The sequence below is a fragment of the Algoriphagus winogradskyi genome (assembly GCF_900182815.1).
In the GTDB taxonomy this organism is placed as follows: Bacteria; Bacteroidota; Bacteroidia; order Cytophagales; family Cyclobacteriaceae; genus Algoriphagus; species Algoriphagus winogradskyi.
In genome coordinates this window covers 1-14,199 of the sequence record NZ_FXUA01000003.1, presented here as the reverse complement: position 1 = coordinate 14,199, position 14,199 = coordinate 1, and the positions used below count along the sequence as shown (strand labels likewise).

Here is a 14,199-nt window from a genome sequence, read left to right as displayed (position 1 = left end):
GTCTCCAGACTGCCTTCTTTTTAATATTTGCTCACAGATCATTTTCACAATGGATCCATTTTCCATCTTGCTGGCACTGCGATTTCATCTCCGAATGACGATTTCGGGCCAGCGCTGTTTAGATATTATATTCCTATACTACCCATAGGGCGTCCCTACAGAACTTTTTCACAACGGTATTTATCACCGATGTTGGGGCGAATCAACATTCGCCCGTTAAAACAGGGCCTCTGTTGTCCTGCTTCTCCAGAAGCTGGACTCAGCTTAGGCTAAAAATTGTTTATTTCCTTTTGGAATGAGCTTTTAATGCAGGATAATGTTTAGTGAATTTCCCATCCTTAGTTAAGATACCTGCGCGGTTCAAGGACGCAATTGCATCTTTCTTAGACATGGTTTTTGCTGCCTCAATACTTTCCTTTGCAATCTCCATCAATTTCGCAAAATCCTTATCACTCATTTTTACCTCCTTTTTAGCGGTAATACAAAATAGCAAAAACTGGTTCAGTTTTTACGTTTTTCGCATAAATTTTAAAGCACCTACTCAGTAATCATATATCTCTGCTCCGGACTACTTTTTCTTTTTAGGAGGTTTGCACTCCATGCAAAAATCACTTAACTCAAGAATCTGTATTCTCACTGATTCGTGCTCGGCTTTTAGAAAATCAGATTCTGATCCAAATTGACTTTCATTTAATGTCCTCGAATTCTCCGCCACCATTTCTTGATTTAATTTCTCATAAATGGGCTGGAAAAAGCTGACATCAGAAAAGGCTCCTTTCTGCTCATAAAGCTCTTTTCTCAATTTCCTCGCGTACAATTCATGAAGATCAAAATCATATCTTGAATAAGCTAGCAGGTAGTTTGCGGACAATGAGTCAGGAGCAGAGATGACTGCGAGGTTCTGCTTGAAAATGTTCTTAACCTTGGAATTAAAATTCTTGGTGAACATAAATTCGTAGGATGACATGGAAAAACTAAAATCAATAGTAGCTCCTGATTGTATAAAAACTGAGTTTTTCGTGGGGTCTATTTTTGACTGATTGGATTTGAAATTATTCAATTCTAACACGTAGTCCTCCTTCCATGGAATTTCTTCTTGGCAAAAAGCAGAAAAGGATTTTAGGAATAGAATTACGACAAAGGCTGATTTAATGATGGAACTCATTGTAATAAATTAAAGGGATCTTATATCTACTTAATCCTTGGTTATTGGTTTATTCACTTTCCTTCCAAGATCTTCTTGATCGCCTCATTCATCTGCATCATCGTCTCCATCATTTTCATCATTACTTCGGTTTGTTTGGCGTCTGTAGCTTTATATATGCTATTTGTTTGAATTGCAATGTTGTTTGACCCTGTAATTGCCTCAACATAATTTCCTGGCTGTGCGGAAATCAATTGTAGGGGGTCAACTTTAAAAAACTCAGAGACCTTCTGAATTAAATCGACGGTGATCCTGCTCTCACCCCGCTCGTATTTGGTATAGGTTGCTTCTTTAATTCCCAAATATTCCGCAACTTCCAATGCCTTTGTATCTGTCAACTTACGGTACATATAGAAATTTTTCCCAATTTTTTTATTCTCCAAAACGGTGAATTCTGATTCTTCTCCTTCTCTCATAATAATGCTATTTATTCAAAAATACGGGTTTTGGCGCTATTGAATGCTATTTTTTATAAATAGTAGTTTTAAACTACTATACATAGAGTTTATACTACCGAATTTATTCTTTTTTGATGAAACATCTAGTTAAAATTGTCTAAGAATCATAGCAAATGAGACATTCTGAGACAATTACTGCCTTTTTTCATTTCTCTTCTCTTTATTCGATGAAAGGTGTGTTTTCATGGGTTCATAGTGCAGAGCTGATTCTAGCTATACGGTTTGGAAGTATGCAATCAAACAGTGATCGCCTGTATCCTCTGAAGCCCAAGAATCCGATTTAAGGGTTCACTTTTAAGACCGTGAAAGGGGAGGTGCACAGCCCTGAGCAGACCGGTTACCACACACGCACGTCAGCAAGCTCTCAGTAGCCGGTAGCGCTGACACATTTCATTTTAGTATTCATTATTGCTGGTTGGCCAAGTAGGCTAAGGTGGAAAAACTATGTCTTGTGATGAGTGCAAAGTACCAAGTATTAAGTACAAAGTACCAAGTAGGGGATTACTCACTTCAGTATTCGGAATTCATCATTCGATACCTGCCCGCCTAAGGAGGGTTCATTATTAAAATGATGGATTAGCTAAAGATGAGATTTCTCCTCCTTCCCGATGAATCGGGACAGGCTATACTTCGTCGTCGAAATGACCGGAAACGAGACTGCGACTGCTCACTGCGACTGCCTACTTCCAACACCGGTCCTCGGGCATCGGACATCGGTCACCGGACACCGGTCATCCAGCATCAAACAACTCAAAGCATGAAAAACACACTACTCATCTGCTTACTGGGACTGCTATGTCTTCCCTTAAGCAAATTAAAAGCACAAAGTGAAGTTGCGGAGTCACCCCCAGACACTGATTTGGTTTATCAGTCTGGAATCCCAGGGCAGGAGGGCGAAAGTCCTTCTGCCCGTATGGGGACTGAGGATATTATCCTTTATATGGAACTGCCCTATGCTCAAGCACCCGATACTCTTTGGCTGACCTATTGGAGTCATCTGCTTAAAGATCATGCCCAAATCACTCCAGGTATCAGGCTTCCTCTTACTGCGGAAGTTGGGAATTTCTTTGAGGGTAGCGATGGTTATAAGAGCTACTGCTGGAGACTTCAGCATTCAGATGAACCGATCTTCTTTACCTTAAAATCAGGGGATACGGAGCTATTGACCCAATGGGCAGTATTTCCGGGTGACCAAGCTAGAATGCGATTTGATCTACCCTTGGGTCAGGTACTCATGGGAGGTCCATCTTCAGAATTTTTTAGTGCGCAGGCAGAAATCAGCAGACTTAAGGCTGAGCAGGGATTTAATTCCAGTCCACTCATGGTAAGTAGCCATCCGGAGCGTGTATTGGCCGATTCATCGAACAAGGCTAGGTATGAACAGGCTTCAAGTCGTCCTGCAGCAGTTTCTGTCACCATGCAGTTTCTGGTGCCTGGACAAAATGAGATACAAGTTATTTTGCCAATTCTAGCAGAATCTCTTCAGGAAAACACGATAATCCAGCACCTTCCCAGACTTTTGGAAGGTATGACTGCTGACAAGGCAGAATTCCTTTCCCAGCGGGCTTGGGCGGCCGCATTGAGTTTGTTGATGCCCAGGCTTAATCTTGCCGGGGAAGTTTTGAAGGATGATACCCATTCCGCCTTGTTTCAGGATTGGCTCCACACTATTCCTTCCCGTTTTGATTCGTTGGCAACGGATCCAATGTGGGTCCAGACCAGATACGAGCTGCTGATGCTTCAGGGAAGGGTACAGGAAGTGGGGTTCTTTGACCTAGCTGCAGAATTATCCCAGTATATGCAAGACCAGCTGTTGGGAAGGTATGTGCTTGAAAATTACAGGTACCTGGACTCCGAGCAGGAGCAGGTTTTCAGTAAGGCTGAAAGAATGGTCAAAACTCCCTGGATTACAGACCTGCTGGGAGAGCTTTCCGAGCGGGAGTTGAAGGGGAGGGAATTTATACCGGGTACGCTCACAGATCTGGATGGCAATGCCTACTCTCTTGACTCATTGAGAGGAAAGACGCTCGTCCTCTCTTTTTGGATTTCCGGTTGCAAGTTCTGCATGAAATACTATACCCGTACGCTCAGGGAGGTATTTCTGGAATTGAAGGATAGGGAAGATTTGGTTTTTGTTTCTATCAATGCAGATAAGGACACAAGCCGATGGAAGGAGAGTATTCTGTCAGACCGTTTTACACATCCTGATATGCTGCAACTGCATCAGGATGAAGGCACAGGGATTCTTGAAGCTTACAAGATCGTCTCCTTTCCCCAAAAGCTTCTGATAGACCCACATCACAACCTTTTCCTGCTCACCAAAAACCAATATTCTCCTCTGGAACTCATTAGCCTAATTGAAAAAGCCAATGGAGAGCCCTTTTCCTATTTACAAACGAAATCTCATGCACAATGAAAAATATACTAGTTCTCTTTATCTGTCTGTGTCTGATAAGTCAGCGTACGCAGGCGCAGGAACAACCTGTTCTCCTAAAAGGTATAATCCTAACCAAGGAGGATGCAAAACCCTTACCTGGTGCCTTAGTAGCACTGGGGAAAAGTAATCAGCTCGCTATTACCGATGAACTGGGAGCTTTTACTATGGAAGCTATTCCGGGATCTTATGAACTGACAGTATCCTATTTAGGTATGATTTCCCGCACTGTTTTAGTGACGCTACCTTTGGAGGAAGAGCTTGTAATATACCTGTTGACGGATAGTAGGCAGCTACAGGAAGTTACGGTGATGTCCACTGGCTATCAGAATCTCCCGGTGGAGCGGGTGACTGGATCATTTGCCGCAATGGACAAGGAGTTAATTAACCGCAGTGTCACAAGCAATTTTCTGGATAGACTTGATAATGTTGTATCCGGTGTGACATTCAATAGTGGACCTGGTACCGGGGGAGAGAAACTTTCCATTCGAGGCCGATCCACACTCTTTGCTAATGCAGAGCCACTTATAATAGTGGATAATTTTCCGTATGACGGTCCTCTGGAAAGCATCAATCCAAATGATATCGAGCAGATCACAGTTTTAAAAGATGCCGCGGCTGCATCCATCTGGGGAGCAAGAGCTGGAAACGGGGTAATAGTAGTGACCACTAGCAAAGGCTCCCGTCTATCTGCTCCTAAAGTAAGCTTCAATGCCTCCATCAATTATTTTCAGCAACCTGACCTATACTATGTTCCTCAAATGGATATGGGGGATTACATAGCTATAGAAAGGCAGTTGTTTCAAAAAAACTACTACCGCTCACAGGAGATCAGCTCAAACAAGACAGCTCTTTCTCCTGTGGTAGAAATCCTGATAGCACAGCGGGAGGGCAGGATCAGTGAATCCGAAGCAGAAGTGCAGCTGGAGCTATACAAAGGAAGGGATCTGAGGACTGACCTATCCCAATATTATTATAGACCACGATTGAACCAGCAATACGCATTGGCGGTGTCAGGCGGGTCGGATCACAGCAACTACCTGTATAGTATGGGGTATGACAGGAACTTACAGAGTATCATAGGGAATGCTGATGATCGCTGGACATTTCAGGTGAAGAATTCATGGAGTTTCCTTAAAGATAAGTTAAGCTGGTCTGTTGGGGCTTACCTAACCAAGAGCGCAGATATCAATACCACGGCGGTGCCCAGCACAGCGCCTTATGGATCGCTGGCTGATGAAACAGGAAGCCCTTTGCCTATCTATACGAACCTTTCCGAACGTTACATCAATTCTTTGGAGGGAGTGCCGCTTTTAGATTGGCACAACATACCACTCAATGAGTTGGGCCAGTTGGATAACAGGTATGACAAACTCGATGGCAGATTTCAGACCTCGGTCGATTTTGAACTGGCAAAAGATCTGAAGATTGGGGCATCCTACCAATATTGGGGATTCCGAGGAAGAGAGCGAAACAGAAGTCCTGAGGCTTCTTATTATGTTCGGGATCTGGTCAATAGGTTCACTACGATCGGGGAAAACGAACTGGTGAGCAGGCCCTTGCCAGATGGAGATATCCTGGATCTTTCGGAGACATTTTCCTTTTCACACACAGTTAGAAGCCAACTGACCTATCAGAAATACTGGTCAGAAAAGCACAGGCTCTCCTTATTGGCAGGCACGGAGATTAGAGATCTCAGGCAGGAATCGAATTCCATGCGTTATTATGGCTATAATGATAAGCTGGGGACCAGTGCTGCCGTGGATTTTATCACACGCTTTCCTTATTATTATAATCCTAATTCAAGTAGATCTATTGATCCCAGAACAAGCCATGGTGGGGCTACAGATAGATTTGTGTCCTTCTACAGTAATCTGGGGTACACCTATGCAAATAAGTTGGATGCTACATTCAGCATTCGAAAGGATCAGTCTAATTTTTTTGGTGTAGAATCAAACCAGAAGGGAGTGCCGCTCTGGTCTGCAGGTCTGGGATGGACCTTGAGTGAAGAACCATTTTCCTCCTTTCTGAATGGAGCTTATCTAAAATGGAGGGGAAGCTATGGCTACAGTGGCAATTTGGATAAAAGGCTATCCGGGCTTTTGACTGCTGCCTATTTCACACAGCCATCTTATGCCTTTATTCCCAATATTCCGGGTGCCTATATCCAGAATCCACCAAACCCTGGATTGAGATGGGAAAAAGTAGGAATCTGGAATACTGGTTTGGACTTTGAATCTACATCAGGAAAGTATTCTGCCTCCTTGGAGTTTTACGGCAAAAGGGGACAGGACCTTATCAGCCAATTTGATGTCCCTGCATCTACAGGATTTACCAGTGTTACAGGAAACTTTGCCACTACCCAGACCACAGGATTGGATGTAGTAGTAGGAGCGAATTGGCTAAAGGGTACGTTGAAGTGGAAGACCGACCTGCTTTATTCCCACATAAGGGATGAAGTAATCCAGGTAGATGTGACACAATCGGCATCGAGTCTGGTGACCTCCGGATTCTCTGCTCTTCCTGCTCCAATTGAAGGCCAGCCCTTTTTTGGTATTTATTCCTTCCCTTGGGCTGGACTCAATCCTGACAATGGAAATCCAATGGGATTCCTGGATGGAGAGCCCTCTGAGAATTACGGGGCAATCATTTCATCACTCAGCCCGGATGACCTAGTTTTTCATGGATCGGCACGTCCAACGGATTTTGGTTCTCTGAGAAATTCCCTTTCATGGAAGGGGTTCAGTCTTTCGGTAAATATTTCTTATAGGCTTGGCTACTATTACAGGCGTAGATCCATAGACTATAATACCCTTCTGAGAGGACAGCAGATAGGACATGGAGATTTTGATAAGCGATGGAAGGAGACAGGAGATGAACTGCTAACTGATGTGCCATCCATGCCCACATCAGCAAATAGTATCCGAAATTCATTTTATATGTATTCAGAACCTTTGGTGGAAAGGGGAGACCATATCCGCTTGCAGGACATTCGGTTTTCCTATTCTCTGGACAAGAAGGAAAAAAATAAGTTGCCATTTTCCAGAGCCGAGTTTTACACTTATGCAAACAATCTGGGAGTCATCTGGAAAGCTAGCGATGATAAACTCGATCCTGATTACCAGACTGTAGCCCCGAGAACAAGCATTGCTATGGGAATAAAAATGGATTTCTAACTCTTCAATTGAAATAAACGCATGAAATCGAGCATGACACAAGCGACACACAATGGGTTGATCTTTCACCCTGCGAGATTCTCCCGGATCGCCGCGGCGGATCGGGACAGGCTATGTGGCCATAAAAAATCAAATTATAAACACATGAAATTACACTATAGAATATTAATGTTACTTGGATTGCTTATAAGCACATCCTGTCAGGGGTTTTTGGATGAAAAACCTACTAAATCCATCCTTGTGCCTGAATCTGTCCCGGATTTTGAAGCATTGCTTGATGGATATGGGACAATGAACCTGACGACTATCCTGCCTTTTATGTTTTCAGATGATTATTGGACATCAAAGTCCAACTGGCAGAATTTCAATTCCTGGCAACAAAGAGCATATTTGTGGGATTTAGACCCCTATCTTCCTGATGAGGCTCCTTTGGATTATTCTATTATGTATAGAAAAATCAGTTATGCCAATGTCACACTTGATAAGCTAAATGAAGACCCTGACTGGCTAGAAGAAGATAAAATGAGGCTGAAAGGAAAAGCATTGTTTTGGAGGGCAAGTGCCTATTTTGAACTGGCGGTATTATACCTGCCTATGCCTTCCAGTACTTTAGATAGCGATGAATTTGTGATTCCTATGCCATCAACAGCTGATATTAATGCTGCACAAGAGCTTAAAACATCAGAAGAAGTATTTACGGAAATCTTAAATGATTTGCAGGAGGCGATTCTCTTGCTTCCAATAAAAACAGACTATGCTACTCAGCCGTCTCTTTACGCTGGTTATGGACTATTGGCTAGGATCAGCCTTTATTTGGGGAATTATTCTGATGCTGCTACTTATGCTAAATTAGTATTAGATGGAGGTTTTACCTTAATGGATTATCAGGATCTGGATTTTTCACAGGCTTATCCCTCTCCTTTATTTAACTCAGAAACTATCTTATTTACCTTTCTTGCTCCACAAGGCTCAGTTTCCGGTGAGAATGTAGCTTATGTAGATTCTCTTTTTGTCAAAAGTTTTGACTCATTAGATCTAAGATCAAAGTTTTTGTTTGAGAATAATATGAATTCAACATCTTTCAAAGGGAGTTATACAGGCAATTATGAGTTGTTTACCGGAGTTGCCCTTGATGAAATTTATTTGATTTTAGCGGAAGCCCATGTTCGATTGGGAGATATTGAAAAGGCGAAAAACTACTTGGATATCTTATTAGCATCCAGGATAGTTGATTATGCAGGTAATGAGGATCAACAAAATTATTTAAAAACTGTACTTGAAGAAAGAAGAAAAACACTGTTGTACCGAGGCCAAAGATGGGCTGACCTAAAAAGGTTCAGTTATCACGATGGGGAGCAATTAACTTTAAGGAGATATGAGGGAGATGAGTTAGTGATATTTGAGGGAAAACCGGAGAACTTCCAATTAAAGCTTTCAATCCGGGAGCGGAACCTATTGTATTGAAAAAAGGGAGAGTCAGGTTACGTTTCTGACTCTCCCAGATTAAATTAAGCCGGTGTTAAATTACTGGCATTTTTGACAACAAATAGCTGTCCTGGTGCAGAGATTGGATTCCCCATCACTGATGGGTCGTCATACAGACAATGCTGAGATCCTGACTCACACTGGTAAGTGTTAATGCCTGGATCAGTATCGGTAACATCGTACCAGATACCTCCACCTTTGCCATATTCTCTATCCTCTTTTGGAGAGTTAAACGCAAATGCTGCAAAGGCAGCAAATACGAAAGCGATCATGGGCAATGCGCCCTTTACTTTATTCATAAGATGCCCTGTTTTTTAACAGATCAAAAACAGGGAAACCGTTTCTGGTTGTTTGCCTACTCTGATAAGGGTTTTCGGCATCTCCCTTCCAGGAATTCATCAGCATAAACCAGCCTCGAGCTCTGGTCTTTTCGAGGAATAAATTCCCATTCTTATTTTTTGCAGCCCATTCTTGCAAGGTTTTGGGCTGTGGGGCGGTTTCAGCAGCCGCCCCTTTTTTAACCTTTGGGGTTTTCAAAACCCCGAAGGTTTCTACCTCGGTTCCCGTAATCTGGAACACCCCCAACCATGGTGTGTGTCTCAACGACCATTTTTTCTTACCAAAGAAATCCGAAATCGATTCGGTTTCATCTTGCTGGCATTTGGTAATCATCTCCGATAGACGATTCCGGGCCAGCGCTGTTGAACATTATACTTCTTTGAGCTGGGGTTGAAACCCCAGCCTATTGACTATAATCAGGTTACTTTAACGCCTCCTACTTCATCATTCGATATTTGAAATTTTACATTCATCATTATTAACAATTAACATCGGTCACCTAACACCAGCCATCTCCAACCATGGTCTGTGTCTCACAGACCCAACAATCCATGACTTTTGCTAATACATTCTACTGACAAAAATTCAGCGGTTTAATTGCATATTCTTTATTCAACATTTCTAACAATGATGGCTACCCGTTTCCATCTTACTGGCATACCGAATTCATCTCCGAATGACGATTCCGGGCCAGCGCTGGTAAAACATTATACTTCTTTGAGCTGGGGTTGAAACCCCAGCCTATTGACTACAATCCTATTTCTTGACCGCCTCCTACTTCATCATTCGATATTTGAAATTTTACATTCATCATTAATAACATCTAACATCGGTCACTCAACATTCAACACCAGCTATCTCCATCCATGGTCTGTGTCTCACAGACCATTTTTTCTTACCGAACCGTTCATCTCACATCCGAAATCGATTCGGATTCCATCTTACTGGCATACCGAATTCATCTCCGAATGATGATTCCGGGCCAGCGCTGGTAAAACATTATACTTCTATAAGCTGGGGTTGAAACCCCAGCCTACTGACTATAATCAGGTTACTTTAACGCCTCCTACTTCATCATTCGATATTTGAAATTTTACATTCATCATTAATAACATCTAACATCGGTCACTCAACATTCAACACCAGCTATCTCCATCCGTGGTCTGTGTCTCAACGACCATTTTTTCTTACCGAACCGTTCATCTCACATCCGAAATTGATTCGGATTTCATCTTGCTGGCTCCAGGCATTCATCTCCGAATGAGGATTCCGGGCCAGCGCTGTTTAATTATTATAATCCTATACACCGGGTTAAAACCCGGTGCTACCCATCTTGCATACCTACGGCATGCTCCTCATACTTTAACTACCAACGCGTTAATAACCGAGAATCCTAACAACCAACACCTGTCCGCTTTGGCGGAACCAACAACTAACAACTAACAACTAACAACTAACACCTGTCCTCCGTGGCGGAACTTCCACCCATTTTAAATTTTAAATTCCCAATTCCTCCTCACCGGGCACCGGACATCCAACATCGGACAACTTCCCCAATTTTAAATTCCTAATTCTTACATTTTAAATTATTAAGTCCCAAAATCGCCACTCCAATACACACCACATTCAAAACAAAATGCTCCGCCCATCCCAAGCTTTCAATTATCCCCGCACAGTTACACGGCACCCTAGGAAAAGCTCCCACCCAGATCAGTCCTACATAAGTGGTAAATACTGAAAGAAGAAGGATGCTTCCCAGATATCCCCACCATCGGGTCACTGAAAAGAGCAGGAGCAGGGCGAGTAGCAACTCAGTAAATGGAATGGCATAGGCTAGAATCTCTGCCAATTCTCCAGGAAAAGTTTGATTATAAAATGCTTTTCTACTCGCATCAAAGCGGATTACCTTGTCTAGACCAGTGTAGGTCCAGAGAAGGATTAGAAAAGTGCAGAGGATCCTATTCATAAATTTGTCATATATAACATTGACTTACCATTTGCTTGAGTATATCCAAGCCTGTTGGAACCCCAACCATGTAGAAAAATTAGAGACATGTGATCAATTGATTGTAAGCCACTTGGCGTATCCATTAAATTTTTCGTCTAAATCACGCCAATTGGCATTTTTTCCTAAAAAAAATTTAGTCGTCGCCTTTTTATTCTTGACATAAATGCTTCTTAACATTAAATTAACAGTGTGGATTTAGTCTAAATAATGATTGTAATCTGCTTTTTCACACACGGGATAGTATTGTTTAATTAAATAGAAAGGTCATGGACAGAAAGTACCGTTTGCAATTGATCGATTTTTATAAAAGTCTAATGGAGATTTCTGAAGAAGATCTGTCAGCTCTTTTTTCAAGACTTGATCAAAAAAGGTTTAAAAAAGGAATGATTATTAAGGAAGCTGGCAAAATAGATCAATTCTCACGCTTTGTCTGTGAAGGACTGATTGGGCTTTACAGAGAAAAGGATGGTACTCCCAATTTGGAGTATCTTTTTACTACAGGGGACATTGCCACAGAATTTCATTCTTATTACACCAATCAGGCGAGTGAGTATTACCTGAAAACCCTCAATGATGGGGTCTATATTGAGCTATCTGCTGACTCTCAGGAATATGTAGCCAAAAAAAATCATAACCTCATGAAATTGGAATCAAAGGTTATGTCCTATATCATGAGTAGAAGGACTGAAATGAATGGAATTAGATTGTTGGGACTTGAAGCTGGTTATCGGGAACTGACAAAATACCTAGGAGACTATATCTTCCTATTAAAGCAAACGGACCTAGCTGGCTTATTTAATTGTAGTCTAAGAAAAGTATCCCGCTGGTATAGTGAAAAAGGATCCAAAGACTTATGAACCTCTCTATTTTACCAGTGTCTCTCAATTTACATACACGCAGTGCAGAAGCAGCAGCTATTGAATGGGGTTGGAGTTTTGGTTTAGTGGACGATGAGTTAGTCTTAAAAAGTGATAAAATCCTATGGTTTGCTGGTTATGCATTGCCAGATCTTGACAAACCTCAGCTGGAGCAGGTTACCAAGTTTTTCTTCTGCCTAACTACTCTGGATGACTTGCTACAAGATTGTTTTTACGAGGAGGCTATGGAGTTCTTTCACAGATGGGAGGAATATTCATTTTATCAGGAATTTGAAAGTCCATTTAGCTCATTGTGGTTTGCATTGGAAGATGTGCTTGAGAATATGTCAGATTTAAGCGATCAGGAATGGTTGGATACACTCTGGTTTTATCTGGATGATTACCTACAGGCAAGACGCTGGGAATATTATAATATAAAACAAGGTATTATCCCAGGCATGAATTTATTCACTATGCAGCATGCCTATGGTTCAGGTATTTACCTTGCTATCCACTTCCTCAAATTGCACTTTCCGGCAGAGGAATACCCTATCGAATGGGTGGAACAACGCATAGCTAGAATTCTATGCCTCTTCGCAGATTTAAAGGCATTTGAATTTCATGGGAAAACCCAAAGTAGCCAAAATGAATTAGTGCTACGGCAAATTCATACTGGAATATCCGACGCTGAGGCTTGCAGACATGCGGTCAAACTCATATCCATACTATTTGATAGTTTATTGGAGATAATTCAGGAATTCAAAAATGAAAATAAGACCCTCTCTGAATGGGCAGATCGTTTACTATTATTGCTAGGAGGATGTCTGTACTGGTCCGAAGAAAATGCTCTTCGGTATGGAACCACTGTAAATGGAGTGAAAAAGACCTAAATGAGAATTCTGATGATCACAAAAAGATGTGTAATCTATGCTAAGGATGTTCAGCGCATTACCGGACGGAGTGAGCGGTACAGCCACGATGTACTACGAAAAATCCGGGAACATCTTGAAAAAGGGGAAAAGCAATTTGTTACTGTGGCGGAGTTTTCCGCATTCTCCGGAATTCCCGAAGAAAAACTAAGGGAATATATATTCTAACTGGCATTGCCTTAATTCAAGTGATATTATAATCCCAGTCCTAGTAAGGGATGATCATATGCTGCTAGTAGTCAAAGGCATACTTCCTCCCTTAATTCTCCCTTAATCCTCCCTTGTAGTTCCCTTGATTCTCCCAGTGAGTAAGGGGAGTTCAAGGGAGCAATATGGGCTCAGGTGTGAAGCTTCTACGGGATTGCCACCCGTAATCCTAGACAATTAATTTAAATACAACTAATAATGGGAAAGGTAACAGATTCACTATTAAGTGGAGCCGTAGGAAAAGTTGGTAATCTCGTGCTATATAAGCAGAAGGGAAAGACTTTTATTAAGCAAAAGGCCACAAGGTCTGCTGACTACAAACCATCCAAACTGCAACTTTACTCAAACAATGCTTTTGTGGAGGTACAGCAGTTCTTGCTTCCAATAGAATCCATATTGGCCATGGGTTTTGAGCGCTTTACTTCAGGAGGAAAACGAGGGATTCACTTGGCAATGTCCTGGGCGCTGAAGCATGCAGTGGAAAATGAGGATGGGATTCCTCGCCTCTATCCAAAAAAGATCAAAGTATGTGATGGAGATCTTGACTTGTCCCCCGGAATGAATTTGGTGAAGGAGGAGGAAAGAAAGTATTCCATCTATTGGGATGTTGGAGAGGTAGGTCGTGCCCGGCATTCAGATATTTGCTGGGTGTTGATTTATAATCCCCTTAGCAAAAAGTTCCGATTGATAGATGAAGGGGTATATAGAAAAAGAGGTTTCTTAGCGTTTACCCTAGACCCAAATTTGGATTTAGTTGGCGGATATGTATACGTTGCCTTCTACCGTTTGAAAAAGAATAAGGCCAGGTACTTTTCAAGTTCTGTTTGCTTGGGTAGTCTGGAATAAGTAATTCTTCAAGATCCCTACTATTGAAAAGTAAAAAGTCATTCTATGTCTATTTATACTGATTCAGTTGATCCCGGATATTCCGGGATTTTTTTTATCCGTCTAAGACTGAGTAATACAGCTAAATCCTGAACTTATAGCAGATTCTGCTCTATACTGCACATTCAATTGATAGCCAATGGGATAAAACTGAATTTTCCTGCATGTTTCACTTAAACCCCATATACTTATGGCAAAACAAGCAGGAGTAATTACA

General features: G+C 41.8%; 13 protein-coding genes. 7 read left to right on the top strand and 6 right to left on the bottom strand.

What is annotated here, in order from left to right; translation table 11 throughout:
• Positions 1-280: 280 nt before the first annotated feature.
• The 3 genes from QOL76_RS08620 to QOL76_RS08610 all read right to left on the bottom strand — a co-directional run bounded on the left by QOL76_RS08620 (position 281) and on the right by QOL76_RS08610 (position 1,620).
• The gene (locus QOL76_RS08620; RefSeq protein ID WP_283412552.1) at positions 281-457 is read right to left on the bottom strand and encodes a hypothetical protein; all 177 of its coding nucleotides are present in this window, start codon (positions 455-457) and stop codon (positions 281-283) included.
• Between the two features lie 111 nt (positions 458-568).
• A complete protein-coding gene (locus QOL76_RS08615; protein ID WP_283412551.1) occupies positions 569-1,165 on the bottom strand; it encodes a hypothetical protein in 597 nt (198 codons plus the stop codon).
• Between the two features lie 53 nt (positions 1,166-1,218).
• Positions 1,219-1,620 carry a helix-turn-helix domain-containing protein gene (locus tag QOL76_RS08610; RefSeq protein WP_283412550.1) on the bottom strand — a complete coding sequence of 134 codons (402 nt, stop codon included), beginning with the start codon at positions 1,618-1,620 and terminating at the stop codon, positions 1,219-1,221.
• Between the two features lie 628 nt (positions 1,621-2,248).
• Here QOL76_RS08610 and QOL76_RS08605 point away from each other — a divergent pair.
• From QOL76_RS08605 to QOL76_RS08595, 3 genes are all read left to right on the top strand, one after another.
• Positions 2,249-4,078 carry a TlpA family protein disulfide reductase gene (locus QOL76_RS08605; protein WP_283412549.1) on the top strand — a complete coding sequence of 610 codons (1,830 nt, stop codon included), beginning with the start codon at positions 2,249-2,251 and terminating at the stop codon, positions 4,076-4,078.
• Entirely contained in the window at positions 4,075-7,272 is a 3,198-nt protein-coding gene (locus tag QOL76_RS08600) for a SusC/RagA family TonB-linked outer membrane protein (protein ID WP_283412548.1), read from the top strand. Before QOL76_RS08605 ends, QOL76_RS08600 begins: the two co-directional genes overlap by 4 nt.
• A 144-nt stretch (positions 7,273-7,416) precedes the next feature.
• A complete protein-coding gene (locus tag QOL76_RS08595; RefSeq protein WP_283412547.1) occupies positions 7,417-8,736 on the top strand; it encodes a RagB/SusD family nutrient uptake outer membrane protein in 1,320 nt (439 codons plus the stop codon).
• A gap of 44 nt (positions 8,737-8,780) precedes the next feature.
• On the opposite strand, the gene QOL76_RS08590 is transcribed toward QOL76_RS08595, so the two are convergent.
• The 3 genes from QOL76_RS08590 to QOL76_RS08580 form a co-directional block, all read right to left on the bottom strand.
• Complete coding sequence (locus QOL76_RS08590) at positions 8,781-9,056, bottom strand: DUF6520 family protein (RefSeq protein WP_283412546.1); 276 nt, start codon at positions 9,054-9,056, stop codon at positions 8,781-8,783.
• A complete protein-coding gene (locus QOL76_RS08585) occupies positions 9,049-9,429 on the bottom strand; it encodes a hypothetical protein (protein WP_283412545.1) in 381 nt (126 codons plus the stop codon). Before QOL76_RS08585 ends, QOL76_RS08590 begins: the two co-directional genes overlap by 8 nt.
• A gap of 1,234 nt (positions 9,430-10,663) precedes the next feature.
• Positions 10,664-11,062 carry a MauE/DoxX family redox-associated membrane protein gene (locus QOL76_RS08580; RefSeq protein ID WP_283412544.1) on the bottom strand — a complete coding sequence of 133 codons (399 nt, stop codon included), beginning with the start codon at positions 11,060-11,062 and terminating at the stop codon, positions 10,664-10,666.
• Between the two features lie 308 nt (positions 11,063-11,370).
• On the opposite strand from QOL76_RS08580, the gene QOL76_RS08575 reads away from it, so the two are divergent.
• The 4 genes from QOL76_RS08575 to QOL76_RS08560 all read left to right on the top strand — a co-directional run bounded on the left by QOL76_RS08575 (position 11,371) and on the right by QOL76_RS08560 (position 13,943).
• On the top strand, positions 11,371-11,961 hold the full coding sequence (locus QOL76_RS08575) for a cyclic nucleotide-binding domain-containing protein (RefSeq protein ID WP_283412543.1): 591 nt from the start codon (positions 11,371-11,373) through the stop codon (positions 11,959-11,961).
• Positions 11,958-12,851, top strand: a complete 894-nt coding sequence (locus tag QOL76_RS08570) for a terpene synthase family protein (protein WP_283412542.1) — start codon at positions 11,958-11,960, stop codon at positions 12,849-12,851. The genes QOL76_RS08575 and QOL76_RS08570 overlap by 4 nt, the downstream gene beginning before the upstream one ends.
• A 12-nt stretch (positions 12,852-12,863) precedes the next feature.
• Entirely contained in the window at positions 12,864-13,058 is a 195-nt protein-coding gene (locus tag QOL76_RS08565) for a hypothetical protein (protein WP_283412541.1), read from the top strand.
• A gap of 237 nt (positions 13,059-13,295) precedes the next feature.
• The gene (locus QOL76_RS08560) at positions 13,296-13,943 is read left to right on the top strand and encodes a DUF6266 family protein (protein WP_283412540.1); all 648 of its coding nucleotides are present in this window, start codon (positions 13,296-13,298) and stop codon (positions 13,941-13,943) included.
• Positions 13,944-14,199 lie beyond the last annotated feature (256 nt).

Bases quoted from the DNA above. Each gene is read 5' to 3' on its own strand.
- QOL76_RS08585 (WP_283412545.1), bottom strand. From the start codon at position 9,429: ATGATTACCAAATGCCAGCAAGATGAAACCGAATCGATTTCGGATTTC.
- QOL76_RS08610 (WP_283412550.1), bottom strand. From the start codon at position 1,620: ATGAGAGAAGGAGAAGAATCAGAATTCACCGTTTTGGAGAATAAAAAA.
- QOL76_RS08590 (WP_283412546.1), bottom strand. From the start codon at position 9,056: ATGAATAAAGTAAAGGGCGCATTGCCCATGATCGCTTTCGTATTTGCT.
- QOL76_RS08595 (WP_283412547.1), top strand. From the start codon at position 7,417: ATGAAATTACACTATAGAATATTAATGTTACTTGGATTGCTTATAAGC.
- QOL76_RS08600 (WP_283412548.1), top strand. From the start codon at position 4,075: ATGAAAAATATACTAGTTCTCTTTATCTGTCTGTGTCTGATAAGTCAG.
- QOL76_RS08620 (WP_283412552.1), bottom strand. From the start codon at position 457: ATGAGTGATAAGGATTTTGCGAAATTGATGGAGATTGCAAAGGAAAGT.
- QOL76_RS08615 (WP_283412551.1), bottom strand. From the start codon at position 1,165: ATGAGTTCCATCATTAAATCAGCCTTTGTCGTAATTCTATTCCTAAAA.
- QOL76_RS08570 (WP_283412542.1), top strand. From the start codon at position 11,958: ATGAACCTCTCTATTTTACCAGTGTCTCTCAATTTACATACACGCAGT.
- QOL76_RS08605 (WP_283412549.1), top strand. From the start codon at position 2,249: ATGAGATTTCTCCTCCTTCCCGATGAATCGGGACAGGCTATACTTCGT.
- QOL76_RS08560 (WP_283412540.1), top strand. From the start codon at position 13,296: ATGGGAAAGGTAACAGATTCACTATTAAGTGGAGCCGTAGGAAAAGTT.
- QOL76_RS08580 (WP_283412544.1), bottom strand. From the start codon at position 11,062: ATGAATAGGATCCTCTGCACTTTTCTAATCCTTCTCTGGACCTACACT.
- QOL76_RS08575 (WP_283412543.1), top strand. From the start codon at position 11,371: ATGGACAGAAAGTACCGTTTGCAATTGATCGATTTTTATAAAAGTCTA.
- QOL76_RS08565 (WP_283412541.1), top strand. From the start codon at position 12,864: ATGATCACAAAAAGATGTGTAATCTATGCTAAGGATGTTCAGCGCATT.